The sequence below is a fragment of the Shewanella sp. 0m-6 genome (assembly GCF_052977325.1).
Genome location: NZ_JBRIMD010000027.1, coordinates 17,393 through 43,638, shown reverse-complemented (window position 1 = coordinate 43,638; position 26,246 = coordinate 17,393). Strand labels below are relative to the sequence as shown.

At 46.0% G+C, this 26,246-nt stretch carries 16 protein-coding genes and 4 tRNA genes; 9 read left to right on the top strand and 11 right to left on the bottom strand.

All coding sequences use genetic code 11. The annotated features are described in order from the left end of the window. Positions 1–404: 404 nt before the first annotated feature. The 4 genes from ACVBJC_RS17025 to ACVBJC_RS17010 form a co-directional block, all read right to left on the bottom strand. Positions 405–481 (bottom strand) — tRNA-Pro (locus ACVBJC_RS17025). 58 nt (positions 482–539) lie between these two features. Further along, positions 540–616 (bottom strand) — tRNA-Pro (locus ACVBJC_RS17020). A gap of 113 nt (positions 617–729) precedes the next feature. Beyond that, positions 730–805: transfer RNA gene (locus tag ACVBJC_RS17015), tRNA-His, on the bottom strand. A 39-nt stretch (positions 806–844) separates the two neighbouring features. Further along, positions 845–921: transfer RNA gene (locus tag ACVBJC_RS17010), tRNA-Arg, on the bottom strand. 227 nt (positions 922–1,148) lie between these two features. Here ACVBJC_RS17010 and ACVBJC_RS17005 point away from each other — a divergent pair. Then, positions 1,149–3,785: a sensor domain-containing phosphodiesterase gene (locus tag ACVBJC_RS17005; RefSeq protein WP_447162126.1), complete on the top strand. Its 2,637-nt coding sequence runs from the start codon at positions 1,149–1,151 to the stop codon at positions 3,783–3,785. Between the two features lie 69 nt (positions 3,786–3,854). Here ACVBJC_RS17005 and rep read toward each other — a convergent pair whose 3' ends face one another. Next, a complete protein-coding gene (gene rep / locus ACVBJC_RS17000; RefSeq protein WP_447162127.1) occupies positions 3,855–5,870 on the bottom strand; it encodes a DNA helicase Rep in 2,016 nt (671 codons plus the stop codon). Positions 5,871–6,078: 208 nt separating this feature from the next. Between rep and ACVBJC_RS16995 the strand changes: the two genes are divergently transcribed. The 8 genes from ACVBJC_RS16995 (at position 6,079) to ACVBJC_RS16960 (ending at position 17,257) form a co-directional block, all read left to right on the top strand. Beyond that, positions 6,079–6,696, top strand: coding sequence for a TetR/AcrR family transcriptional regulator (locus ACVBJC_RS16995; RefSeq protein ID WP_447162128.1), 618 nt, complete (start codon positions 6,079–6,081; stop codon positions 6,694–6,696). Between the two features lie 14 nt (positions 6,697–6,710). Further along, on the top strand, positions 6,711–7,829 hold the full coding sequence (locus tag ACVBJC_RS16990; protein WP_447162129.1) for an efflux RND transporter periplasmic adaptor subunit: 1,119 nt from the start codon (positions 6,711–6,713) through the stop codon (positions 7,827–7,829). A gap of 15 nt (positions 7,830–7,844) precedes the next feature. Further along, a complete protein-coding gene (locus ACVBJC_RS16985) occupies positions 7,845–10,943 on the top strand; it encodes a multidrug efflux RND transporter permease subunit (protein WP_447162130.1) in 3,099 nt (1,032 codons plus the stop codon). Positions 10,944–11,104: 161 nt separating this feature from the next. Further along, the gene (ubiK, locus tag ACVBJC_RS16980; protein ID WP_447162131.1) at positions 11,105–11,359 is read left to right on the top strand and encodes a ubiquinone biosynthesis accessory factor UbiK; all 255 of its coding nucleotides are present in this window, start codon (positions 11,105–11,107) and stop codon (positions 11,357–11,359) included. A gap of 550 nt (positions 11,360–11,909) precedes the next feature. Continuing rightward, complete coding sequence (locus ACVBJC_RS16975) at positions 11,910–12,695, top strand: phosphatase PAP2 family protein (RefSeq protein WP_447162132.1); 786 nt, start codon at positions 11,910–11,912, stop codon at positions 12,693–12,695. Between the two features lie 179 nt (positions 12,696–12,874). Then, positions 12,875–13,351, top strand: coding sequence for an Lrp/AsnC family transcriptional regulator (locus tag ACVBJC_RS16970; RefSeq protein ID WP_447162133.1), 477 nt, complete (start codon positions 12,875–12,877; stop codon positions 13,349–13,351). A gap of 327 nt (positions 13,352–13,678) precedes the next feature. After that, entirely contained in the window at positions 13,679–15,034 is a 1,356-nt protein-coding gene (locus ACVBJC_RS16965) for a sodium-dependent transporter (protein ID WP_447162134.1), read from the top strand. A 225-nt stretch (positions 15,035–15,259) separates the two neighbouring features. Next, on the top strand, positions 15,260–17,257 hold the full coding sequence (locus tag ACVBJC_RS16960; protein ID WP_447162153.1) for a TonB-dependent copper receptor: 1,998 nt from the start codon (positions 15,260–15,262) through the stop codon (positions 17,255–17,257). A gap of 111 nt (positions 17,258–17,368) precedes the next feature. On the opposite strand, the gene ACVBJC_RS16955 is transcribed toward ACVBJC_RS16960, so the two are convergent. The 6 genes from ACVBJC_RS16955 to ilvG form a co-directional block, all read right to left on the bottom strand. Then, positions 17,369–18,505 (bottom strand): pyridoxal-phosphate-dependent aminotransferase family protein, encoded by a 1,137-nt coding sequence (locus tag ACVBJC_RS16955; protein ID WP_447162135.1) that lies wholly within the window; start codon positions 18,503–18,505, stop codon positions 17,369–17,371. Between the two features lie 307 nt (positions 18,506–18,812). Further along, complete coding sequence (gene ilvA / locus ACVBJC_RS16950; RefSeq protein WP_447162136.1) at positions 18,813–20,363, bottom strand: threonine ammonia-lyase, biosynthetic; 1,551 nt, start codon at positions 20,361–20,363, stop codon at positions 18,813–18,815. Positions 20,364–20,392: 29 nt separating this feature from the next. Beyond that, entirely contained in the window at positions 20,393–22,240 is a 1,848-nt protein-coding gene (gene ilvD, locus ACVBJC_RS16945) for a dihydroxy-acid dehydratase (protein WP_447162137.1), read from the bottom strand. Between the two features lie 499 nt (positions 22,241–22,739). Beyond that, positions 22,740–23,669 carry a branched-chain amino acid transaminase gene (locus tag ACVBJC_RS16940; protein ID WP_447162138.1) on the bottom strand — a complete coding sequence of 310 codons (930 nt, stop codon included), beginning with the start codon at positions 23,667–23,669 and terminating at the stop codon, positions 22,740–22,742. A 4-nt stretch (positions 23,670–23,673) separates the two neighbouring features. After that, complete coding sequence (gene ilvM / locus ACVBJC_RS16935) at positions 23,674–23,940, bottom strand: acetolactate synthase 2 small subunit (RefSeq protein WP_447162139.1); 267 nt, start codon at positions 23,938–23,940, stop codon at positions 23,674–23,676. Between the two features lie 113 nt (positions 23,941–24,053). Then, the gene (gene ilvG / locus ACVBJC_RS16930; protein WP_447162154.1) at positions 24,054–25,733 is read right to left on the bottom strand and encodes an acetolactate synthase 2 catalytic subunit; all 1,680 of its coding nucleotides are present in this window, start codon (positions 25,731–25,733) and stop codon (positions 24,054–24,056) included. Positions 25,734–26,246: the final 513 nt, after the last annotated feature.

Here is a 26,246-nt window from a genome sequence, read left to right as displayed (position 1 = left end):
AGCCCGACCTACAATAACCAAATCTTGTCCGGCCTTTCCTTCAGTGAGCTTGCAAACATTCCGTTATCCGCCAGCGAAGCTTTAGACTCTCTAAACCTGATATCAAAACCTCATTGACGGGTTAAAGCCCGACCTACAATAACCTAATCTTGTCCAGACTTTCCGTCAGTGAGCTTGCAAACGTTCCGTTATCCGTCAGCGAAGCGTTCGTCTTAGCTTTAGGTTTCCTAGGATCTAGTACCTTTCTCAGCTTTCCTAGGACCTTTTAAAACAAAAAAGCCTCTCGATTTCTCGAGAGGCTTCATGTAAAAGTGGTCGCATGAACGAAAGAGTGAGGATTCGAACTCTCTTTCAAACCATAAACGAAAAAAGCCTCTTGATTTCTCAAGAGGCTTTTCGAAAAGTGGTCGGTGATAGAGGATTCGAACCTCTGACCCTCTGGTCCCAAACCAGATGCGCTACCGGGCTGCGCTAATCACCGAAAATCTTTTATCTTACTTAACTTGCTAAATATCGAGTAAACTCGCTATTTATATATATGGTCGGTGATAGAGGATTCGAACCTCTGACCCTCTGGTCCCAAACCAGATGCGCTACCGGGCTGCGCTAATCACCGAGTCTTAGATGTTTAAAGAGGGTCACCCTCTGGTCCGCTTCTTATCACAATCCTGATACACTACCAAGTTGCGCTAATCACCGAGTCTTTACAACTTTAAAACGTTAGGAAAATGGGGTGACTGATGGGGTTCGAACCCACGACAACCGGAATCACAATCCGGGACTCTACCAACTGAGCTACAATCACCACTGATATTTCCTACTAACAAAACTGCCGTTTCCATTCTGGTGCACCCAGAAGGATTCGAACCCTCGGCCTCACCCTCCGGAGGGGTGCGCTCTATCCAGCTGAGCTATGGGTGCCTGCCTTGTTAGCGGGGCATATAATAGGTTTTAAACGCCCTGCCGTCTACACTTGTTTTGCTTTTTTTATGTATTTAATGTCCGTTCGCTCAAGATTTGAGTCATTCGCTCGGTTTTATACCAAAAAGCGTCAAAATAATGACTTGGATATGAGCTTATTTCATGTTATCAATATGCATTAGTCCAAATCCTAACCAAATTTAAAAAATAGTGATTGGCGGAAAAGCATGTTTAGGGAAGATTTATCTCAGTCTAAAAGCACACTGAGGTTACATAAAAGGATTACTCGTTTAAAAGCCTTAGCGCTAAAATACAAACGAGCTGAAATTACTCAAAATGCTCTACTGGAGCTCTCCAACTTTGCGGCGAGTGTAACCACACCTGCAGAGTTCTATTCGGCGCTACATCAGTCGATCAATAAACTGATCCCTGCTGATAATTTTTTCATCGCAACCCTAAATTCGAAAACATCAAAGATCGAAGTACCATTCTTTCTAGATGAAAAAGATCACCATCCAAATGATTGCTACCCAGAAGAAGACCTCTCCGATACCTTATACAGTGGGTTAACTGGCTATGTACTCAAGACTCAGCAGCCATTGATCTGTAATGATGAGACCTTCCAGCATTTGATTGAATCAAAGCAGATCACTGCTCGTGGTAGTGATTGTCACCAATGGATTGGCACCCCGATTAAAAGTGCCGAAAGCACCATAGGTGTATTGGTGGTACAGAGTTACAGCCCAAATATCATCTATAGCGAAATAGAAATAGAGCTCATGAATTTCATTAGCCATCATATCTCGGGTGTGATTCAGCGTTTAGAAAATCAAGAGCAGTTAGAGCTCGCGATTGATACTCGCACCCAAGAGTTGAGCATTGCTTATAACAAGCTTAAACAAGAAGTGTATGAGCGCCGCCGTGCAGAACGATTACAAAAATCACTATTTGAAATCGCTGATCTCGCTAATTCCAATATCGACAGTCAAGAATTCTACAGCGAAATTCATCGCGTCATTAGCCACTTATTACCAGTGAACAACTGTTTTATCTCATTGCTAAACGAGCAATGCGATGAGTTAACGTTCCCGTATTTCGTCTCTCAGTTTGAAATCCCCGAACCAAAGCCCCGTAAATTAAGCGATGGCTTAACTGAGTATATCTTACTGAATCACAAGCCTAGGTTACTCGATAGAGAGGATATCAAAGCACTTATAAAGACCGGAGAGCTATACAGCGAAGCACCTGAACTCAATGATACCCAAGAGATCAACCAGTGGATTGGTGTACCGCTATTTATCCACGGCAAGGTGAGTGGTGCGCTGACAATTTACAGCTATAACTATAACCAACATTACCAAGAGAAAGATCTAGAGCTACTCACCTTCGTTTCCCAGCATATTGCGACAGCAATAGAGAAGAAGCATTCGGCTGAATCACTCAAGCTCAGCTACGAACAACTCGAAGACAAGATCAATCTGCGAACACAAGCGCTAGCCAGTGCTAATAGTGATCTTGAAAAAGAGATTAGTCAGCGAAAACGCATTGAGCGCCAGCTCGTTCATGATGCAAAACATGACAACCTAACCGGTTTACCCAATCGTTCCATGTTTATGGAGCGCTTAACCCAAGCAATAAAACATATACGTAGGCACAGCCTAGAGAAGTTTGCCGTGTTATTTATCGATATGGACAGGTTTAAGCTGCTAAACGATACATTAGGGCATCTTGAAGGCGACCGCTTTTTAATTGAAACCGCCAAGCGCCTGAACCTGTGTATCCGTACCAACGATATGTTGGCCCGCTTAGGTGGAGATGAATTTGTGATCTTACTCGATACCATCAATGGCCAGGAAGATGCTAAAGATGTCGCAGAAAGAGTGCTTGCTGAACTCTCTCGCCCATATCAGCTTGCCAATCAACAATTCAACTCAAGTGCCTGCATCGGCTTAGCCATGAGTGGACAAAGCCGTTCCGACACCAGTGAATCGATATTGCGTGATGCCGATACCGCGATGTATCAGGCAAAATCTCAGGGGAAAAACTGCTACGCCATATTCAATCACGGTGCAGATAAGCAGCTAATCAAAGATATTAAACTCGAAAACGAACTGAAAAGTGCGATCAATAATAAGCAGCTGCAATTAAGCTATCTGCCCATTATGGCGTTAGATACTAAGCAACATATTGCGTTTGAGCCAAGACTCTTCTGGCATCACCCAAGCTTAGGCAAGGTAAAGCAGGCTCAGCTGCATAATATTGCAGAGCATTGCAATATGGTCATTGAACTCGATAATTACCTGCTAGCACAAGTGAATCAAAGTGCAGAAATGATGGAGCAAACCTATGGTGATGAGTTTCAACTGCAACTCCCTATATCAAGCCAACATCTAAACCATAAACACGCACTAAGGGCACTTAAAAACAAGCTCAAACAGTGCCGCTTCAATAGCAAAAAAATCACCCTGTTTTTTAACGAAAAGGCCTTTGTTCAAAATACCAATAATCATATTAGTGCCTTCGAGAGTCTGGCTAAACTTGATATTAACTTGGGGATAGAAGCTTACGGTAGCGCCCATAGCGCCATTAGCAGCCTCACCTTCCTACCAATAAAAGCGTTAAAGCTTGACCCTAGCTATACAGCCCACTTAGAGAGCAGCCAGCATATTAAGTTAATTACGGCTTATTTTTATGCCGCGCAAGCGCTAGAGCTGGATGTGTTCGCGGTTGGAGTCAATACCCTACAGCAGTGCCAAATATTACAAGATATCGGCTTTACCAAAGGGCAAGGTGTCGCATTAGGTCAGGTCATTGAGTTGGCTAAAAACACTATAACAATCAATCAAGCTAAAGTGTGCGCATAGCACTAGTATAGTGCCCATGCGCGCAGTGATTGATTAGCAAGTTGTAATAGCCAAAGTGTAATCGTTCAGTTACTTGTTTTTAAACATATCCCTAATATTGGCGATGTTGGTTTTGCCTGACTGCTGACGCTGCTCTACCGTTTGTGCCGGTTTGCGATTTTCCCAAATCAAATCATCTTGAGGCAGTTCCATCAAGAAGCGGCTCGGTTCGCAGCGAATCGTTTCACCAAACTGGCGTCGCTCACGGCAGATCACAAACCACAGCTCTTTTTGTGCGCGCGTAATACCCACGTAAGCTAAACGCCTCTCTTCCTCAACGTTATCTTCATCGATACTACTTTGATGCGGTAAAATCCGCTCTTCTGCGCCCACCATAAACACATAAGGGAACTCCAAACCTTTAGAGGCATGCAGTGTCATTAACTGTACTTGATCGCCCCCCTCATCCTCACTATTACGCTCCATCATGTCACGCAATGTCAGACGAGTGACCACCTCAGGTAGCGTCATGCCTTCATCCAGTTCATCACCTTCGAGCATTTCTGTCACCCAACGATACAGTTCTGAAATGTTCTTCATCCGCATTTCAGCCGCTTTAGCACTCGTGCTGGTCTCGTACAGGTAATCTTCGTAGTTAATCTTACGGATTAACTGCTTAACAGCCTCAACAGGGTCGCCACGCTCGGCGCAGTCACCCGTTTCAACCACAAAACGGCCAAATTGATACAAGCTTGACATGGCTGCAGGCGGTAACTCATGGTTTAAATCCGCCTCAAAGATCGCAGCAAACATAGAGATCTGCTTCTTATTGGCAAAGTTACCTAAACGCTCAAGTGTTGCTGGGCCAATCCCTCGCTTAGGGAGGTTAACAATACGCAAAAACGCATTATCGTCATCAGGATTCACGATTAAACGTAAGTAAGCCATGATGTCTTTAATTTCAGCACGACCAAAGAAAGAAGTACCACCACTTAACTTATACGGAATACGGTTGGTCATCAGTGCACGTTCAAGTAAACGTGACTGATGGTTACCACGATACAAAATCGCATAATCGCCAAAGCTTGTTCGCCCAACGAACTTATGACGGATCATTTCGGCTATGACTCGCTCCGCTTCTTGCTCTTCATTGGCAGCTATCAATACCCTAATGGGCTCACCATAGGCTAACTCACTGAATAAAGCCTTGTCGTAAACGTGAGGGTTATTAGCGATCAAGATGTTGGCGGCGCGCAAAATTCGTTGGCTAGAGCGATAATTCTGCTCTAGTTTAATCAGCTTTAATCTTGGAAAGTCTTTACCCAAGAGCACCAAGTTTTGCGGCTTAGCACCACGCCACGAGTAGATAGATTGATCATCGTCACCTACCACAGTAAACCGCGCACGCTCACCCACCAGTAACTTCACCATCTCATACTGACTGGTGTTGGTGTCTTGGTATTCGTCCACCAGCATGTATTGAATACGGGTTTGCCAGCGGGTTCTAACCTCTTCATTTTGCCTAAGCAGTAAAGTAGGTAATAAGATCAAATCATCAAAATCAAGCGCGTTATAGGCCTTCATATGCTGAGCATAACGTTGATACAACAAGGCAAAAAGTTGCTGTTGCTCGTCTTTAGCTATTTTTCGAGCTTGCTCAGGAATAACAAGATCACCTTTCCAATTAGAAATGGTACTGGCTAATAACTTAAGCAGATCTTTATCTTCGTCTAACTCATCTTGAGTCAGCTCTTTTAGCAGTGCAAAGGTATCTTGGTCATCAAACAGTGAAAAGCCAGGCTTTAAGCCCACGACTTTATGTTCGCGCTTGATAATCTCAAGCCCCAATGTGTGGAAGGTCGAGATCCATAATCCACGCGCCTCTTTGCGCCCCATAGACTGCGACACACGCTCTTTCATCTCGCGCGCCGCTTTATTAGTAAAGGTAACGGCAGCAATATTGCGTGCTTTGTAGCCACACTTTTCCACCAGGTAAGCAATTTTATTAATAATTACTCTGGTTTTGCCACTGCCAGCACCTGCAAGAACTAAGCAAGGGCCACTAACATAGTGAACGGCATCATTTTGTCCGGGATTGAGCTTCATGGGTGCGTTATAACCAAGATATTAAGGAAGGCTGTAAAACAGCAATAATAGCAGAAAGGCTTCAGGGATCGGAAAAGTTATCGACAATATCTCGACTGTGTTTATTAGTCACTCTGTTTTTCATTAATGTACTTATGAGCTTAATCACATAAAAGACAAAGTACTTAACACTGCTCTATTGCCAAGTTTTTGGATGAAGATTACACTAATGAATGAACGTTCATTCATTTTAGGCAATACCATGCACAATAAATACGATCTCATTCTTCGCGCAGCAGAAAAAATTATTGCAGCAGGTGGTATTCAAGGCTTATCCATGCAATTGGTAGCCACCGAAGCTGGCGTAGCAGCAGGCACTATCTATCGCTACTTCAAAGATAAAGACCAGCTTATCCTTGAACTCAGAAAAGATGTGCTATCACAAGTTGCTAGCGCCATATTGGAAGACCATCACATAGGTACGATTGAGCAAAGATTCAAACGGATCTGGATGAAAATGTACAACTACGGAAAACAGCCCTCTCCAGCCAATTTAAGCTACGAGCAATATGCCAATCTTCCGATGATCAATACCCAAGAGATCCGCCAGTTAGAGATGCAGCTTTTCGCACCACTGCAGCAACTATTTGAACAGGGAAAATCCCAAGGGCTAATCCAACCATTACACCCACGCATGCTTTACGCACTCGCGATGGAACCCGCGATGACCATGGCACGAACTTGCAGACGCGGCCTTATTGATTACCAACCTCAAGATATTACTTTCGCTTGCGATTTATGCTGGCGAGCCATACTCATCCCAAATACAACTACAGCGACAATCTAAAGGAGTTTCAGGACATGAAAAAATGGAGCCTAGTGATGATTATCATCGCAGTACTGGCCTTCGGTTCAGTCATTGGTTTTAATCTTTTTATAAAAGGAAAAATCGCCAATGCCATCGCTAATATGCCTGAAGCGGTGGCCCCAGTTACCGCAGTGGATGTCAAACAAAGTAAATGGCAACCAACAATCAACGCCATTGGATTTGTCGAGCCTAATCAAGGTGTGACCATTGCTAACCAAGTCTCTGGTGTGGTGTCTGCTATCCGCTTTGAAAATGGTAGTAAAGTTGAAGTCGGCCAAATGCTTATCGAGCTAGATTCTAAGGTAGAAAAAGCTAATCTTAAGAGCAAACAGGTTCAACTACCAGCAGCAGAAGCTGACTTTAAGCGCCTGAGTAAACTCTACAAACAGAACTCAGTCTCTAAACAAGATCTTGATAATAGCCAGTCTAAGTACTTAGCCTTAATGGCCGACATTGAAAGCTTAAGTGCCACAATAGATCGACGAGAGATCCAAGCTCCTTTTACGGGCTTAGTCGGTATTCGCAACGTCAATCTAGGTGAATATCTACAAACGGATACCGATATCGTCCGCCTTGAAGATATCAGCACCATGAAGCTGCGCTTCACCATTCCACAAACCCAGCTATCTCGCATTGAGACCGGCCAAAAAGTACACGTCTATGTGGATGCATACCCTACCGAGACATTTGAAGGCATTATCACAGCCATTGAGCCCGCAGTCTTCTATCAAAGTGGCTTAGTTCAGGTACAAGCTCAAATCCCTAACTCTGACCGCAAACTACGTAGTGGTATGTTCGCAAAAGTCGACATACAGCTGCCAGAACTTACTCAGCAAGTAGTACTGCCGCAAACGGCAATTAGCTTCACCCTTTACGGTGATTCAGTTTACGTGATTGAAGAGATCACTGAAAATGGCGAACAAGTAAAACGCGTTAAGCAAGTCAACGTCAAAGTGCTTGAGCGTAACGATGTCAATGCATTAGTCAGTGGAACAATAAAACCTGGCGACGTTATTGTTACCTCTGGTCAAGTCCGCTTAAGTAACAATAGTAAAGTCAAAGTGACTGAGGATGATGCACTCACCCCTCCAGCCACATTGCCAATGCTGTAAGCGGAGGATCTAGCGATGCGCTTTACAGATATATTTATACGTAGGCCAGTATTGGCGGCCTCAATTAGTTTTCTGATATTACTGCTGGGATCCTATGCCCTTAAAAGCATGCAGATACGTGAATATCCAGAAATGACCAATACCGTTGTGACGGTAACCACCAGCTACTATGGTGCCGACTCTAATTTGATCCAAGGTTTTATTACTCAACCGTTAGAACAAGCATTAGCTCAGGCTGACAACGTTGATTTCATGACATCAGACAGTTTTTTAGGAAGCTCAAAAATTTCTGTCTACATGAAGCTCAATACCGACCCCAATGGGGCTTTGGCGGATATTCTGGCTAAGGTAAATTCGGTACGTTCTCAGCTGCCAAAAGAAGCCGAAGACCCAACAGTAGAGATGTCTACTGGTGCGCAAACCTCAGCGCTTTACATCTCTTTTTATAGTGAGCAGATTAACTCAAGCCAGATAACCGACTACCTAGAACGTGTCGTTAAACCTGAGTTATTCACTATCGATGGGGTGGCTAAAGTTAACCTATATGGCGGCATAAAATACGCTATGCGTATATGGTTAGATCCAGCGCGGATGGGAGGTTTTAACCTATCATCAACTGATGTCATGAACGTCTTGCAGGCAAATAATTACCAGTCTGCTGTTGGCCAAACCAATAATACCTTCACCTTACTCAACGGCACCGCTGACACTCAGGTTGCTACCGTTGATGAGTTAAAAAAGCTGGTTATTGGTAGCAATAACGGCATGGTGATCCGCCTAGGTGATATCGCGGATATTAATCTAGAAAAGAGTCACGATGTGTACCGCGCATTAGCCGATGGTCAAGAAGCCGTTGTAGTCGGCCTTGACGTTACCCCAACAGCCAACCCATTAATCGTGGCTGCCGATGCACGAGCAATGATGCCTCAAATCGAACGCAGCCTACCTATTTCGATTAAGGCACGTATTCTTTATGATTCATCACTGGCTATTGATGAATCGATTAACGAGGTGATTAAAACCATTGCTGAAGCTGCATTTATTGTTATCGTGGTTATCACGCTGTTTTTGGGTTCATTCAGAGCGGTTATTATTCCAATTGTAACCATTCCACTGTCTTTAATCGGTGTCGCCATCATCATGCAGATGTTTGGCTTTACCCTTAACTTAATGACACTACTCGCGATGGTGCTCGCCATCGGTTTGGTGGTCGATGACGCTATTGTGGTGGTTGAAAACGTCGACCGTCATATCAAGCTTGGCGAACCGCCTTTTAGAGCTGCAATTATTGGTACTAGGGAGATTGCAGTTCCCGTTATCTCAATGACCATTACCCTAGCCGCAGTTTATGCGCCTATTGCCTTAATGGGCGGAGTGACAGGCTCGCTGTTTAAAGAATTTGCGTTAACACTAGCTGGCGCGGTATTTATCTCGGGGATCGTCGCGCTGACGCTGTCACCGATGATGTGCTCTAAAATTCTTAAGCCTCACTCAACACCTAACCGTTTTGAGAGTAGCGTTGAGAACTTTTTAGAAGGCTTAACCAGCCGCTACAATCGTATGCTTACCGCTGTACTTAATAAGCGCCCGGTCGTCATCGCCTTTGCTGTTATCGTATTTGCTTCACTACCTGTCATGTTTAGCTTTATTCCATCAGAACTGGCTCCCAGTGAAGATAAAAGTGTGGTGATGATGATGGGCACCGCACCATCGAGTGCCAATCTTGATTATATCCAAGCAAATATGAAAATCGTCACCGACATGATTAGTGCGCAGCCAGAATCTGCGGCATCGCTTGCATTCGTCGGTGTACCAAGTGCCAACCAAGCCTTTGGTATTGCACCTCTTGTGCCTTGGAGTGAGCGAGATAAAAGCCAGAAGCAGATGCAGGAACTCTTCGGCAAAGAGGTGAAGAATGTTCCCGGCATGGCGGTAACTACCTTCCAGATGCCTGAGCTTCCTGGTGCATCCAGCGGACTGCCGATTCAATTTGTGATCACCAGTTCCTCGTCATTTGAGAACTTATTCCAGATTGGTTCTGGCGTGCTTGAACAGGTGCAAAAAAGTCCACTTTTCGTCTATTCAGTAATCAACCTTAAATTTGATTCTGGCTCGATGAAAATCCACATCAAACGCGATGTGGCTGGTGCTTACGGTATTACCATGAAAGATATTGGCCTAACATTAACCACCATGATGAGTGATGGCTACGTTAACCGTATCAACTTAGATGGTCGCTCGTATGAGGTGATCCCGCAAGTTGAACGTAAACTACGTGCCAACCCTGAAGCGCTGGCCGGTTATTACTTAACCGCAGCCGATGGCCGCTCTATTCCGCTATCTAGCTTAGTCGATATCGAAATCGTGTCAGAGCCACGTTCACTGCCACACTTTAACCAGATGAATGCGGTTACTATCGGGGGCGTAGCAGCACCTGGCGTTGCAATTGGTGATGCTATCGCTTTCTTGCAGAATATCGGTGATAACGATCTTCCTAAGGGGTATAGCTATGATTTCCTCGGTGAAGCGCGTCAATATGTCACCGAAGGCACAGCACTTTATGCCACCTTCGGTTTGGCATTGGCGATTATCTTCTTAGTACTAGCGAGTCAATTTGAGAGCCTTAGGGATCCACTGGTGATCTTAGTCTCTGTACCGCTCGCCATTAGTGGTGCCTTGGTCGCTTTAGGTTGGACCCATGTTTTCGGCTTATCGTCGATGAACATCTACACTCAGGTGGGTCTTATCACCTTAGTCGGTCTTATCACTAAGCACGGTATTTTGATGTGTGAGGTTGCAAAAGAGGAACAGCTACATAATGGCTTGAATAAACTCGATGCCATTAAGCATGCGGCAACTATTCGTCTTCGTCCCATCCTAATGACGACTGCCGCGATGATAGCGGGTCTAATTCCGCTCCTATTTGCATCGGGTGCAGGCGCTGCAGCTCGCTTTAATATCGGTCTAGTGATTGTGTCAGGGTTAGCTATTGGCACTGTATTTACCCTGTTTGTACTGCCGGTTATTTACACCTATATCGCAGAGAGGCATCAACCTCTACCGGTATTTGATGAAGAGTTGAATAATACTGACCAGACTAAAGCACATGCTTAACATCTAAGCGCTAGATATTAATCTTAAAGAGCCTGTATTAATTGCAGGCTTTTTTATGCTAATTAGCCGCCTCAGCAAAAGCGGCGAATATTTTGGCAATATCAATTGCCTCAGGTACAATCACTGCCATAAAGCATTAAGCACTTGAGCGGATACAGACAATGATTAACCCAAAGAAAATTGAAGAAGTCGCAAAGCAATTGAGCGAGAATCTTCCTAGTGGATTAAAGCAGTTTGCTGGCGAATTTGAAGAACGCAGTAAGCAAGTTTTGCAAAATCAACTTCAAAAATTAGACGTAGTATCACGTGAAGAATTTGAAGTTCAGCAACACGTTTTGATTAGAACTCGTGAAAAGCTTGAAGCACTTCAAGCTCAAGTTGACGCACTTGAAGCCAAACTCAATTCAGCTGACTAACCACAACTAAACTGATTTAACGCCACGTTTACAGCGAATGGCGAAATCAGCAATAATAAAAAAGGGCATCTCTTCAGATGCTCTTTTTATTAATACTCCTCATGTAATCAGAGATATCGCTGCGAGTACTCACCGTTTCATAACCGTAAAACAATCACAACTAGGGCGTATTTAGGTACTGCTAGTATGGTAACTCACAATTAAACAAAAGCTATTCACCACGGAGATCACGGAGAAGAGCCACAGCTAGTTCTACATCTTTTCCTCTGTGTTCTTCGTCAAAGCACAGCCTTCCGTAGTGAGTGCAGTGCTTTGTCAAAAGCTAACACCAATCCAAAAAATGAATGCAATCAGCCTTCATTCGAAAGTCAGCACTGCTCACTTTCACTGAAGAATCGCTAATATGAATTAGGATTAATTTACACTTCATGCAAGTGCTCTAGTATAGCTGCGCACTGGCAGGTAACCTTGCCCAAACCATCTGCTTGTTAATCATCTACTCGTTAATTATCGACGGGTAGTCATTCACATACTGTTTTGAGGCCCTGCTTTGAACAAATCCTCTTTTCCGCCTCATCACACTAACAAAGCGCTCTTGGCTGCTTGGGCTGTGTTACTGGTCATTCCCGCTACCATCTACTTTAGTGCGGCGAGCTTATTTCCGACTATCGCCTTAAACTCAAATTTGGCTCAAGCGCTATATTGGCTAACCAGTACAGGTACTGCGCCCTATGGCATTATTACTGGGATACTTATTCTGCTTGCCTGCTATCGCAGCTTAAACCGTCAGCAATTTATGCAACTGGTGCTAGCGGTGTCCATTAGCATGGCTGCAACGCTTAGCCTCAACCACTTTCTTAAGCCCTACTTCGCCGAGGCTCGGCCCAACGCCGCCTTACTAGAACAAGAATACCTGCTTAATACCCAAGATTTTTATCAACAATCTAAAGCCGATAAAAGACAGCGAATTGGCACTGCCATTCATCAGTTAGAAGTCGCCCGCCCAGATCTAAGCTTAAGCCCTTCAATCAAGCGCCATTGGCAACATGAAGTCGGTTATGCCTTCCCTTCTGGACATACACTCTTTGCCGTCACACTGGCATTAACGGTGAGCTTCTATCTACTCGTAGCAGGGCAAACCTTACTGCCGTTGATATTATTTGGTTGGGCGATTGCGATGGGACTTAGCCGTATGCTACTGGGAATGCACTGGCCCCAAGATGTTCTCGCTTCAACTGCCATAGGTGGCAGCATCGCCTTTAGCAGTATCTATTTAACTCAAGCGCTATGGCCAAAAATAAATAATCGACTTGGATCTCGCCTAAAAACAGCTTAACAAAACCTATCAGTATCGACAGAGTTAAACCCTACCGAGCTGTAGGGTTTATTAACCTGCCCGCTTGCGCTTGCGCTTGATCTCAATTGCGGTATTCTGCCAGCAAACAAAATAATACTTTGAATAAACCCAAACTATTAACTCAAAACGATTAACCCAAACTTTGATGAGACCCAACCATGGCTGAACTGCAATTAGACAAGATTGACCTGAACATTCTCAAACTGATGCAGCAACATGGCAAATTGTCTAATCAGGAGCTGGCCGAAAAAGTCGGCTTGTCGCCTTCTCCTTGCTCAAGAAGGGTAAGATCCCTAGAAGAGGCTGGCTACATTGCAGGTTACGCCACCTTGCTCAGTGCCGAGCACTTCGATCTCGCACTTACGGCCTATATTCAAATTCGCTTAGAAAAACACTCCACCGATATTCTCGATGCCTTTGAAGAGAAAATAAGTAGCTATGATGAAGTACAAGAGTGCTGTCTACTCACGGGTAGCGATGCCGACTATCAAATCAAAGTGCTGGTTAGCGATATGAAACAATTTAAAGTCTTCCTGCTCGATAAGCTGACCTCCAACGATCATATCGCTGGTGTACGCTCAAGCTTCGTGTTGAAACAAGTGAAAAACCAAACCAGCATTCCACTGCCTATTTAGCTCTCTTTTTGTTTAACCTCGCTAGTTATCGTTAGTTATCGGCGGCAACATCTGCCGCCAAGCCCTCGCCATTACGACTATAATCTGTGCATTCAGTCCCATTTTCCTAATTAATCGCAGCATGATTTTATTGCGCACAGAGATAGATAAATCAGACGTCACGCAACCAGATATCAATAAAAAGCAAAAAATAAATAAATTACGTCAAAATAGTTCAACAATAAGAAATAAACTACCAACAAACTATAATAAAACGAGAATTCAAAGCGTTGACGTGTCATTTTAAAGCACTAGTATGCGCGCTCTTCTATCAGAAAGAGAGCTCCAATGAGTACAGTAAAACAAGGGCATTTTAGCTCGAAGATTGGCTTTATCATGGCCGCGGCAGGATCTGCTGTCGGTGTGGGTAATATCTGGGGGTTTCCCACTCAAGCTGCAACACATGGCGGCGGAGCTTTCTTGCTTGTTTACCTATTTCTGATCTTAGTACTCGGTTACCCCATGCTAATGGCAGAACTGATGATAGGTCGACATGGGCAAACCAATCCCGCCGATGCCATGGCCAATTTAGCTAATCGCCCTCTGAGTAAGAAAATAGGTAAGGCAATCGGCTTTATCTCTATCATGACCGCCACTCTAATTTGCACTTTCTACAGCATTTTATCGGGCTGGTTTGTCAGCTTTGCTATCGCCCCCGTTGCCGAATTAACAGGCCAAACTCAAGCCGCCGCATGGTTGATGGACTTTTCATTATCGCGCAACATAGTGTTCACGCTTATCTTTATTGCCATGGTCATTTTAGTGATCCGCCAAGGTGTACAAAAAGGCATTGAACGCTGGTCAAAACGTCTCATGCCGATGCTATTGCTTATCTTAGTCGCTGGGGTGATTTATATCTTAATGCAGCCAGGTGCGATGCAAGGTTTAGAGGTGTTATTAATCCCCGACTTCTCCCGCGTGTTCGAAGCAGATGTATTGATTGGTGCCCTAGGACAAACCTTCTTCTCTTTAACCATAGGCACAGCGGCTATGATGGTTTATGGCGCTTACTTAAGCCAAAAAGAAGATCTTGCAAAGCTAACCGCCTACGTGACACTCACCGATACCTCTGTGGCCTTTCTAGCGGCGCTAATGGTGATCCCAGCGATGTACGTTGCGCAGCATAACGGCGTACAAATTTTTGCAAAAGACGGTAGCCTATTAAACTCTGACACCTTAGTGTTTACCGTTCTGCCAGCCCTGTTCGACACAATAGGTGGCCTAAGCCAGTACCTGCTAGCCATTATCTTCTTTATTTTAATGACGATTGCAGGACTCACCTCTGCCATCTCAATTGTCGAGGTGCCCACCAGCTACTTAGTTGAAAAAACCAACTTAAGCCGTGATAAAGCCACCTTGATAGTGGGGAGTGTCATTGCGCTGTTATCTCTGGTTGTTGTATTTAATTTTGAGACACTATTTAGCTTTATGATCACCCTCACCACAGAACGGGCTCAGCCATTAATTGCTCTTGGTATCGCCATCTACTTAGGTTGGGTATGGAATCGAAATCAATTGATTAACGCTATTGCCCAGCAAGAGGGCGTCAATCCTAATAGCCTGTTTTGGAAGGTATGGCCTTGGTATGTTAAGTACATCTGTCCGTTGCTTATTATCCTGATCATTGTGCAGCTGATTAGCTAAGCTCAATTGAAAGCTTAAATACAAGTGATAACTTAAGTTCAACAGTAATAATCACTGATATCAAGGGGCGAGTTAATCGCCCCTTTTTTGTACGCCCCGCCCTGAAATAGTGAGGTGAGTCACACCCACCTGTGACCCTTTGTCGCACCTTGGTACAAATTGGTTTGCCGTCTTTATAAAGCCCTGTAAAACAGGCAAAAAATAAATAACGATAAGCAAACTATGATGAACAAGAAAAACATATTGGCGATCCCAGTCGTCACTTTAGGGTTGATTTCAAGTCCCGCTTTCGCCGAAAGCACCGCAAAAAGTACCGAGTCAGAGCCCGTTGAGCGCATTATTGTCACTGGTGAGCTGATGAAAGATCCCACTAAGACTTATACCGACCCCAAAAAGCCACGCCTACCGCTACCCGCTTATGATGGCGCGGGTTTTTTAAAGACCATTCCAGGTTTTAGTATTGGCCGCAAAGGGGGAGCTGGCGGAGATCCAAGTCTGCGAGGACTCGGTGGCTCACGCTTAAGTATTGTAGATGATGGCCAACATGTTTATGGCACCTGCGGTGGACGAATGGACCCACCAACCGCCTATATTTACCCAGAAGCCTACGACAATATTACTGTGATTAAAGGCCCGCAGACGGTTAAATATGGTCCAGTTGGCAGCGCGGGGACAGTGCTATTTGAAAAAGACCGTCACAGTTTTGATGAGCCGGGTTTAAATGGCCGCGCCAGCATGACGGCAGGAAGTTTTGGCCGATCAGACTATCTCGTCGAGTTAAAAGCCGGTGATGAGCAACACTACTTTGATATGGATGTTAACCAGTCATCGAGCGACCATTATAAAGACGGTGACGGCAATAAGGTGCAATCCAGTTATGACCGCTCAAACTATAACTTAGCCATTGGCTGGACGCCGACCGAAGAGACCGTTCTAGAGCTCGCTTATGGCAGTTCATCAGGTGAGGCCGAATATGCCGACCGCGCTAATAAGGCCCGTGAGATCAGTAATGAAAATCTCACGCTTTTGCTGCAGCATGAGTTTGATAGTCAATGGATAGATGCCATCGAATTCCAAGCCTACGCTAATGAAAATGACCATGTAATGGATGAATTCGATCAAGGCATAAATTCAGGTACCAACGTTAGGCGTGGCACTAAAGGCGGACATTTTTGGGCTGAATTCACCTTAGCCACAGACTGGTCCTTAACAGCCGGTACTGACTACATGGATAGCCTTCACAAAGGTCGCAGTATTAATCCGGCAGTTCCTGCTGTTCCTGGAAATAATGGCTTAGACGATCTACTCAACAAGCCATTTAAAGACAATATGCGCTATCAGGCTACGGGGCTTTTCCTAGAGTCGGCTTACAAGATGGGCACAGGTGAGCTATTTGCTGGTGTACGCTATGACCATTGGAAAACTGAATTGATGGTCGGACAAACAGGTGAGCGTAGCGACGATCTGTTCAGTGGCTATGGCCGCTATGAGCTCGCTTCAGGAAACAGCCAATACTACGCAGGTGTTGGTCATGCCCAGCGCATGCCTGATTATTGGGAGATCATGAAGTCGGATATTAATAATCTAAGCCAAAAAGCATTTGATCTCGCACCAGAAAAAACTACCCAGCTGGATATTGGTTGGATTTACGAAGCCGATATCGCTATTTCAACATCGCTATTTTACGGAGAGATCCGCGACTACATCTTAATCGATGCCAACACTAAGCCCACTTCAGCTTACAACATCGACGCTACCGTTTATGGCGGTGAGATTGCAGCAACAATTCCGCTAACTGAGCATTTCTCAACTCAAACAAGTGTCAGCTACAGCCATGGAGACAACGACACTGCCGGCACACCACTTGGGCAAATTCCTCCACTTGAAGGCCGTATCACTCTTGATTACCAATACGACCAGTGGACAGCAGGTCTGCTTTGGCGCTTAGTCGCAGCCCAAGATAGAGTTGCCATTGGCGAAGGTAACATCTCGGGTCAGGATTTAGCTAAAAGCAGCGGATTCGGCACGCTCGCCTTTAACGCTAGCTGGCAGCACAACGAAGCATTATTAGTGAGCTTCGGCGTAGAGAATCTATTTGATATCACCTACGCCGAGCATATTAGCCGCTCAGGTGCTGGCAACGATATTCCAGGAAGCTCTCCGATGTTTCAGGTCAATGAGCCTGGCCGCACCGCCTGGATAAAAGCCGATTACACCTTCTAGTACAGCTAATAGCGATCAGATTGAAGCTAAACAAAAGTACCTAGCAGGTTTAAGCGAACAGAAGGCCGCTCATTAGAGCGGCCTTCTGTTCGCTTGTTGTTAGTCTACAAACTAAGCTAATACTTCTTCTAATGCTTTAAGGCAAAGAGCGACGTTTTCGCGGCGCGCACCATAACCCATCAAGCCGATACGCCAGGCTTTACCCGCAAGCGCACCAAGACCAGCACCAATCTCAAGGTTGTAGTTTTCTAATAACAGCTTTCTAACCTTAGCGTCATCAATGCCATCTGGAATATAAACAGCATTCAGTTGAGGTAAGCGCTCAGCTTCTGCCACCACAAATTTAAGCCCTAAACGCTGCAAGCCGTGACGCAGCACTTGATGCATATCGGCATGACGCTGCCAAGCAAGTTCGAGCCCTTCAACTGACAATAAGCGTAGTGACTCATGTAGTGCATAAAGCGCATTCACTGGCGCTGTATGGTGGTAGCTTCGCTTACCATCACTCGATGCATCCCAGTAACCCATCACTAAGGTTTGATCTAAGAACCAGCTTTGTACTGGTGTCTTACGTGCCTTTAACTTGGCAACAGCTGCAGGCGAAAACGACACTGGCGACAAGCCCGGCACACAAGATAAGCACTTCTGGCTACCAGAATAAATAGCATCTATGCCCCACTCATCTACAAGTAGCTCAACTCCACCTAACGAGGTCACCGCGTCGACTATCGATAGACAATCATGCTGTTTTGCCAGCGCACATAAGGCTTTAGCATCTGACAATGCACCGGTTGAGGTCTCTGCATGCACAAAAGCTAAGAATTTTGCATCTGGATTTGCCGCTAATGCACTGGCAACTAAGTCGGTATCTACCGCCTTACCCCACTCATTATCAACAACAACCGCAACGCCGCCGACACGCTCAACGTTCTGACGCATACGCTCGCCAAAAACGCCATTACGGCAAACAATTACTTTTTCACCGGGCTCAACCAGATTAACAAAGCACGTTTCCATACCGGCACTACCAGGCGCAGAGACAGCAAGCGTCATCTCATTTTTAGTCTGAAAGGCATACTGGATAAGTGCTTTAAGTTCATCCATCATCTCGACAAATAGCGGGTCTAAGTGACCAATGGTCGGCTTAGATTGAGCAGCGAGCACCTCAGGATATACATCTGAAGGCCCTGGCCCCATCAAAGTGCGACGTGGCGGATTAAATGGCTCGATAAAAGGTGCGGGTAACATGATATTTCCTCTAAAACTTCTCGTTTTGATAAGGTTAAGGTGTGACCGCTGCCATGCTGCTATAACGATACATATCGCCAAGCCTAGGTGTTAGTCAGTCTTTAGTGGAATATTATTATTGTTCTATCTTAATCAGCGTAAAAAACGACTCGAACAAAAAGCGAGTTAAGCAACCATACTACAGAATATGTTCCAATATTATCAACTTACTAACCGATAAAAATTATTTCCTATTTCCCAAGGTATACCCGCCCATAAAAAAGGCAGCATCATAGTCAATGAGGCTGCCTTTTTGTTACCTAACCCGCTAATTACGATTATCTAAAAATAAGCGGTAGGCTGGGCTATGGGTTTCCTCTTGATAGACGAAACCTAACTCAGTTAAAAACTGCTGAAAAGCCAAAGCATCACTTTGTGGCACTTCAAAACCCGCTAAGACTCGACCGTACGCCGCGCCGTGATTACGATAATGGAACAAACTGATATTCCACTTACTCTGCAAAGTCGTTAAAAATTTAAACAGCGCACCTGGGTGCTCTGGAAATTCAAAACTAAATAAACGCTCCTCTAATGGCTCCGGCGGATGCCCACCGACCATATAGCGCACATGCAGTTTAGCTGTTTCGTCTTGCGACAGGTCTTGCACTTCAAAGCCTTCAGACTCGAGATTCGCGATAATCTCATCTAGCTCAACTTGCCCTTCTGTCAACCGAATGCCAGCAAACACCACCGCCTTGTCACGACTGCTAAAGCGGTAGTTAAACTCGGTCATGGCGCGCTTATCCAGCAACTCACAAAAACGCAGGAACACTCCCGGACGCTCTGGCACTTTAACCGCTAAAATTGCCTCTTTTTGCTCGCCTAATTCACAGCGCTCTGACACATAACGTAAGCTGTGAAAATTCACATTAGCGCCACTTAAAATAGCGCCCACTTTCTCGCCTTTACCCTTAGTGCCAATGTATTTTTTCAGCCCCGCTAGCGACAACGCGCCGGAAGGTTCAGCAATCGCACGGGTGTCTTCGAAAATATCTTTCACCGCCGCGCAGATTTCATCAGAGGTCACGGTGATCACATCATCGACATACTCACGGGCTAACCTAAAGGGCTCAGCGCCGATTTGTTTAACCGCAACGCCATCTGCAAATAGACCTACTTGCGGTAAGATCACCCGCTCATCAGCCTCAAGCGCCGCTTTTAAACACGCTGAATCTTCAGGTTCAACACCAATAATCTTTACCTGGGGCATCACCGCTTTGTAATAAGCAGCAACACCGGCAATCAGGCCACCGCCACCAACTGGCACAAATACCACTTCGAGATCGCGCTGCTGTTGCACCATCTCTTGCGCTACCGTGCCTTGGCCAGCAATCACAGCTTCATCATCAAAAGGCGCGACATACACTCGGCCTTCATTCTTAGCAAGGCTCTGTGCATAAGCGTTGGCTTGATCGAACGCTTGCCCATGAAGTACCACCTCACCGCCTAAACGCCTTACCGCATCCACCTTAATATCGGGGGTCGTTTCAGGCATCACGATAACCGCACTAATACCACGCGCCGACGCCGACATCGCCACGCCTTGAGCATGATTACCGGCAGAGGCGCAAACCACGCCGCACTCACACTCCTGGGCAGTTAACTCAGCAATTTTATTGTAAGCACCACGCAGCTTAAACGAGTGCACAGGTTGCAGATCTTCACGCTTTAAAAAGACCTGACAGCCCAAACGCGCCGACAACTTATTAAGGCTCGACAGCGGGGTGACTTTAGCCACGTCGTAAACCGACGACAGTAAAATTTTCTGCAAATAATAATGGGCTAAATCCAGTTGCGATTGTGATGCTAGAGCCAACATAAACTACCTCTTTTATCCGGTAAAATTGCTTAAACCAATTTGCTGGCATCGCGCACAGCGCCTTTATCGGCACTGGTTGCAAGTAACGCATAGGCTTTAAGCGCCAAGGAAACTTGTCTTACACGACCAAGTGGCTTCCACGCATCTTTGCCAAGCGCTTCCATCGCCGTACGGCGCGCCGCGAGTTCAACATCGCTTATCGCAAGCTTGATTGAACGGGCTGGAATATCAATCTCAATGCGATCGCCGGTTTGCACCAAACCGATAGTGCCCCCCGCCGCCGCTTCTGGTGAAACATGGCCGATAGATAAACCCGAAGTGCCACCCGAGAAACGGCCGTCGGTGATCAGCGCACATTGAGTGCCTAGGCCACGAGATTTTAAGTAACTGGTTGGATACAGCATCTCTTGCATACCTGGGCCACCTTTAGGGCCTTCGTAACGAATAACCACCACATCGCCAGCAACCACTTCACCGCCCAAGATCCCAGCAACGGCGTCATCTTGGCTCTCATAAACCCGAGCACTACCGATAAAGGTGTGGTTTTCAACTTCAACACCCGCGGTCTTAACGATACAGCCATCAAGGGCAACGTTACCCGATAGCACAGCCAAACCACCTTCTTGGCTAAAGGCAAACTCACGGCTACGAATACAACCTTCTTTACGGTCATCATCAACACTGTCCCAGCGGCAATCCTGGCTAAAGGCTTTAGTGGTTGGGATACCTGCAGGCCCTGCTGAGAAGAACTTACGCACCGCGGCATCATCGCTTTGGGCAATGTCATATTTAGCTAATACCGCGGCAAGGTTTTCGCCTGCAACGTGGTAGGCGTCATTATGCAATAAGCCCGCACGATCAAGTTCGCCTAAAATCCCCATAACACCACCCGCGCGGTGTACATCTTCCATGTGATATTTAGGCGTAGACGGCGCCACTTTACAAAGGTGGGGGACAAGGCGAGACAGACGATCGATATCTGCCATAGTGAAATCAACTTCCGCTTCATGCGCAGCTGCTAACAGGTGTAATACGGTATTACTTGATCCGCCCATGGCGATATCCAGCGTCATCGCATTCTCAAACGCGTTAAAGTTGGCGATATTGCGTGGCAATGCCGATTCATCATCATGCTTATAATAACGAGTCGCTAAATCCATAATACGGCGACCCGCCTCAAGGAATAACTCACGGCGATCAGCATGAGTTGCAAGCATTGAGCCGTTACCCGGCAAAGATAAACCAAGCGCTTCGGTTAAACAGTTCATCGAGTTGGCGGTAAACATGCCAGAGCATGAGCCACATGTTGGGCACGCGCTGCGCTCAATCTGTTCACTATCTTCGTCGGAGACGCGATCATCTGCCCCAGCCACCATGGCATCGACCAAATCGAGTTTAATGATGTTGCCTGAAAGCTTAGTTTTACCCGCTTCCATTGGTCCACCAGAGACAAATATCACTGGGATATTCAGTCTGAGTGATGCCATCAACATGCCAGGGGTGATCTTATCGCAGTTTGAGATACACACTAATGCGTCGGCGCAGTGTGCATTAACCATGTATTCCACACTATCGGCAATGAGTTCACGTGATGGCAAGCTGTACAGCATACCGCCATGACCCATGGCAATACCGTCATCGACTGCGATGGTATTAAACTCTTTTGCAATACCACCCGCTTCTTCAATTGCGCCTGCAACCAAGGAGCCCATATCTTTTAAATGCACATGGCCTGGTACAAACTGAGTAAAGGAGTTAGAGATAGCGATAATCGGCTTACCAAAGTCGTTATCTTTAACACCCGTCGCGCGCCATAATGCACGAGCGCCTGCCATATTACGGCCTTCGGTACTGGTTGCTGAGCGTAGTTTTGGCATTGCTTTATCCTTGTTTTAAAGAAGGGTTGAGGTCCTAGGTCCTAGGTCCTAGGTCCTAAAAAATCTGTCACACCTTCTATTTTCTAATTCGTTAACCTGAGATATCGTTCTCAGCTTTTATGTTTCGTCTAAGCTTTCCGGCTCTTTACCGTCTTGGTTCGTCCGGCCTTTCCGAACGCGGTTCATCTTAGCTTATGCTTTCCTAGGACCTTTCTTAGCTTTTCCTAGCACCTAGGTTCTAGGTGCTAGGTGCTAGGTTCTGCTTTTCCATTTTCCGTCAGTGAGCAAGCGAACGTTCCGCTATCCGTTAGCGAAGCGTTCGTCTTAGCCTCTGCTTTCCTAGGACCTTTCTTGGCTTTTCCTAGCACCTAGGTCCTGCTTTCCCGGCCTTTCCGTCAGTGAGCAAGCGAACGTTCCGTTATCCGTTAGCGAAGCGTTCGTCTTAGCCTGTGCTTTCCTAGGACCTTTCTTAGCATTTCCTAGCACCTAGGGCCTGCCTTTAACCTTCTAAAGCCTCCAACCAACCCCATTTATCTTCGGTTTCACCGCTAAACAGGCCGAAGAAACTCTGCTGGATCTCTTTGGTGATCTCGCCGCGTTTACCACTGCCCACTTCGATGCGATCAACACTGCGCACCGGTACAATTTCAGCTGCAGTACCTGTCATAAAGATCTCATCAGCAAGATACAAAAACTCGCGTGACATCTGCTCCTCCACCACTTGATAACCTTTATCTCTGGCAAGGGTCATAATAGTGTCTCGAGTCAGCCCCATCAGAATAGCGGCTGTTGCTGGCGGGGTGTAGATCTTGTTCTTTTTTACCACAAAAATATTGGCACCAGCAGCTTCGCTCACTAATCCATTGGTATCAAGTGCAATACCCTCATCGAAACCATTACGCTTAGCTTCAGTAGAGATCTGCAAAGACGATAAATAGTTACCACCAGCTTTGGCACCGGTTGGAATGGTATTGGGCGCGAGACGATTCCAAGAGGTTACCGCCACATCCACCCCGGCATCCATGCTGTCTTCACCTAGGTAGGCTCCCCACGGAAAAGCGGCCACTAATAAATCGCACTGAGCATCTTTCGGTGGAGTGATCCCCATGCCCACATCGCCATAAAAAGCTAAAGGACGAATGTAGGCACTCTTTAAGCCATTATCTAATACTGCGTCGCTACATGCCTGCATGACATCCTCGAAGCTGTAAGATATTGGCATACGGTAAATTTTTGCTGAATCAAACAGGCGCTGAACATGCTCTGTTAAACGAAACCCTGCAGGGCCACGGTGAGTATCATAAACTCGAATGCCTTCAAAAACTGACGTGCCGTAGTGCAGCGCGTGAGACATAACATGAACCTTAGCATCACCCCAAGGCATCATTTCACCATTGAACCAAATTAACTCTGCTGTTTTAGCGGCCATATTCTCACCCTTTATGTTGTTCTAATGCTGCTGTGGTATTGCTTACCAATACTTGGCAATCAATCACATCAATAAGCTTATTTATTTGATTAGTTAGTAAGCCGATTTCACGCTCACTTTCCACCAGCATATCGATGCTGGTACTGTTATTACTATTGAGCTGCATGCTCAAGTTAGCGACCTTAAAGCCACGATGGCGAGCTACGCGTAGCACGCGCTCTAACACTTCAGGTTGTTGCTGCACGTTTAACGCTAATGAGTAGTTGTTCATATTCAGGCTCTCCATCTTGCTTTATCGCTCATGCTCTTATGCTCATGCTCTTATGCTTATGCTAAATGCTTAAGTGCTTTAGTGCTTTGTTTCAAACTCACCGCTTTTTGCCGTTAAGTTTGCTTATCCATCTCTTCCATCATGTCCTGGTTTGACGCCCCTGGTGGCACTAATGGCCAAACGTTATGGGCATCATCAATCGATACATGCAGTAAAAAAGGCCCTTGGCTATTGAGCAGTTGATCCAGCCCTGCTTCGACCTCACACGCTTGAGTAATATTACGACCCGGGATATCAAATGCCGATGCCATCTTGACGAAATCAGGGTTGTCAGACAGATCCGTTTCACTGTAACGCTCTTCAAAAAACAGCTGCTGCCACTGCTTCACCATGCCTAGTTTTTGGTTATCAACCAGTAAGATTTTGACCGGTAAGCGCTTACGCTTGATGGTGGTGAGCTCTTGCACATTCATCATAAATGAGCCGTCCCCCGAGACCACAACAACAGTCGCATCTGGGCGCGCCACTTTAGCGCCTATGGCAGCTGGCAAGCCAAACCCCATAGTGCCTAGACCCGCACTGGATAGGTGATCTTCTGGGCGATTGAAAAACATGTGCTGCGCTACCCACATCTGATGCTGGCCGACATCACAGGCCACTACACTATCTTGGGGCAACTTATGCGCAAGACGATTAAGCATAGCAGGGGCGTAAATAAGCTCGCCCGGACGGTCATAACGCCATTGATGCTCATGCTTCATCTGCTCAATCTTGGCTTGCCACGGTGCAAACTGCTCGCCTAAATGTTGAGTTAACAGCGGTAAGATCTGGCGTAGGTCACCCGCAATTGCCACTTCTGGTAGACGTAACTTGCCTAGCTCCGCAGCATCGATATCAAGATGGATCACCTTCGCGTTTGCAGCAAAGCTGGCTAAACGCCCTGTCACTCTATCGTCAAAACGTGCCCCCACCACTATCAGCAGATCGCACTCTTGTACCGCAAGGTTAGCTGCCTTTGAGCCATGCATGCCCAGCATCCCCAAATAACCCGGAGTCTCTAACGTGATTGAGCCTAACCCTTTTAGGGTGGCTACCGATGGGATCCCGGTGACCTTGATAAACTCACGAAGTGGCTCAACCGCGCTCGCCATGCCGACACCACCACCCACATATAGCATGGGCTGCTTTGCTTGTTCGATAAGTTGGCGCGCTTGCTTAATCTGTTCTGCAGTGTGCTCTGGCTCCACGCTAACCGCTTGCAATGGCGTCTTGTATTCAAGCATGGCGATTTGCACATCTTTAGGAATATCAACTAAAACAGGGCCTGGGCGACCCGATGCGGCTATCTCGAAAGCTTTATAGAGTGTAGGAACTAACTCATCGACATGGGTCACCATAAAGCTGTGCTTAGTACACGAAAGTGACAGACCTAAAACATCGATCTCTTGAAAGGCATCGGTGCCGATAACCGCAGTAGAAACTTGCCCCGTAATGGCAACCACTGGCACAGAATCTAACAGAGCATCAGCCAATGAGGTCACCAGGTTAGTCGCACCTGGGCCTGAAGTGGCAAAGCACACACCGGTTTTGCCACTCGCTCTAGCGTATCCCACGGCAGCAAACGCCGCGCCTTGCTCGTGTCGGCTTAGAAGGTGCTCTACTGGGCTGCCGTAGAGGGCATCATAAATCGGCATAATCGCGCCACCAGGGTAACCAAACACAGTGGTCACGCCGTGTGCGGCAATCGCCTTTATGACTGCATCTGCGCCTCGTATCATCTGCCCTTGCTCCATCTGCCTCTGTTCCATCTATCAGCGCTCCATTACAATTAACTTATTTCTTAAGGGATTAGATAGAAGCTTTGCTTTTCCTAAGCCCTTAAACGAAAAAACCCCCGTTCCTTTCGGAGCGGGGGTTTTTGCAATCTTAAACCTAGTTTAGGTGTGTCGATTCCATATGCGCGGCCCCCACTGTGATTTAATAATCACCACGGTAATAATCACAATAATGAGCTGGGCAGCTTGGTTAAACATATTCGACTGGCTTCCTAATCAGGGTCTTTGCTTAAATTCAGTACATTAAGGAATAACACAAAGCCTATAAAAAACACAATAAAAAACTTTTATCATCAAAAATTATCATCTTGTATAAGCGGTTTAGGCCGCCAACTGCATCGAAATAAATGATGTTCTGCCTGACGTAATTAATGTCATTAAGGTATTAATCGTTAATGATTTATAGAAAAAATTTTTGCCTCTAATGCCGATTTAAGACACCAAGAGTCTGCACAAACCTATGTGTAGACT

Excerpts from the sequence above, each read along its gene's own strand:
- ilvD (WP_447162137.1), bottom strand. The coding sequence starts at position 22,240 with ATGCCAAAACTACGCTCAGCAACCAGTACCGAAGGCCGTAATATGGCA.
- ubiK (WP_447162131.1), top strand. The coding sequence starts at position 11,105 with ATGATTAACCCAAAGAAAATTGAAGAAGTCGCAAAGCAATTGAGCGAG.
- ACVBJC_RS16940 (WP_447162138.1), bottom strand. The coding sequence starts at position 23,669 with ATGGCCGCTAAAACAGCAGAGTTAATTTGGTTCAATGGTGAAATGATG.
- ACVBJC_RS16960 (WP_447162153.1), top strand. The coding sequence starts at position 15,260 with ATGAACAAGAAAAACATATTGGCGATCCCAGTCGTCACTTTAGGGTTG.
- ACVBJC_RS16965 (WP_447162134.1), top strand. The coding sequence starts at position 13,679 with ATGAGTACAGTAAAACAAGGGCATTTTAGCTCGAAGATTGGCTTTATC.
- ACVBJC_RS16995 (WP_447162128.1), top strand. The coding sequence starts at position 6,079 with ATGAATGAACGTTCATTCATTTTAGGCAATACCATGCACAATAAATAC.
- ilvM (WP_447162139.1), bottom strand. The coding sequence starts at position 23,940 with ATGAACAACTACTCATTAGCGTTAAACGTGCAGCAACAACCTGAAGTG.
- ACVBJC_RS16985 (WP_447162130.1), top strand. The coding sequence starts at position 7,845 with ATGCGCTTTACAGATATATTTATACGTAGGCCAGTATTGGCGGCCTCA.
- ACVBJC_RS17005 (WP_447162126.1), top strand. The coding sequence starts at position 1,149 with ATGTTTAGGGAAGATTTATCTCAGTCTAAAAGCACACTGAGGTTACAT.
- ACVBJC_RS16970 (WP_447162133.1), top strand. The coding sequence starts at position 12,875 with ATGGCTGAACTGCAATTAGACAAGATTGACCTGAACATTCTCAAACTG.
- ilvA (WP_447162136.1), bottom strand. The coding sequence starts at position 20,363 with ATGTTGGCTCTAGCATCACAATCGCAACTGGATTTAGCCCATTATTAT.
- rep (WP_447162127.1), bottom strand. The coding sequence starts at position 5,870 with ATGAAGCTCAATCCCGGACAAAATGATGCCGTTCACTATGTTAGTGGC.
- ACVBJC_RS16990 (WP_447162129.1), top strand. The coding sequence starts at position 6,711 with ATGAAAAAATGGAGCCTAGTGATGATTATCATCGCAGTACTGGCCTTC.
- ACVBJC_RS16955 (WP_447162135.1), bottom strand. The coding sequence starts at position 18,505 with ATGTTACCCGCACCTTTTATCGAGCCATTTAATCCGCCACGTCGCACT.
- ilvG (WP_447162154.1), bottom strand. The coding sequence starts at position 25,733 with ATGGAGCAAGGGCAGATGATACGAGGCGCAGATGCAGTCATAAAGGCG.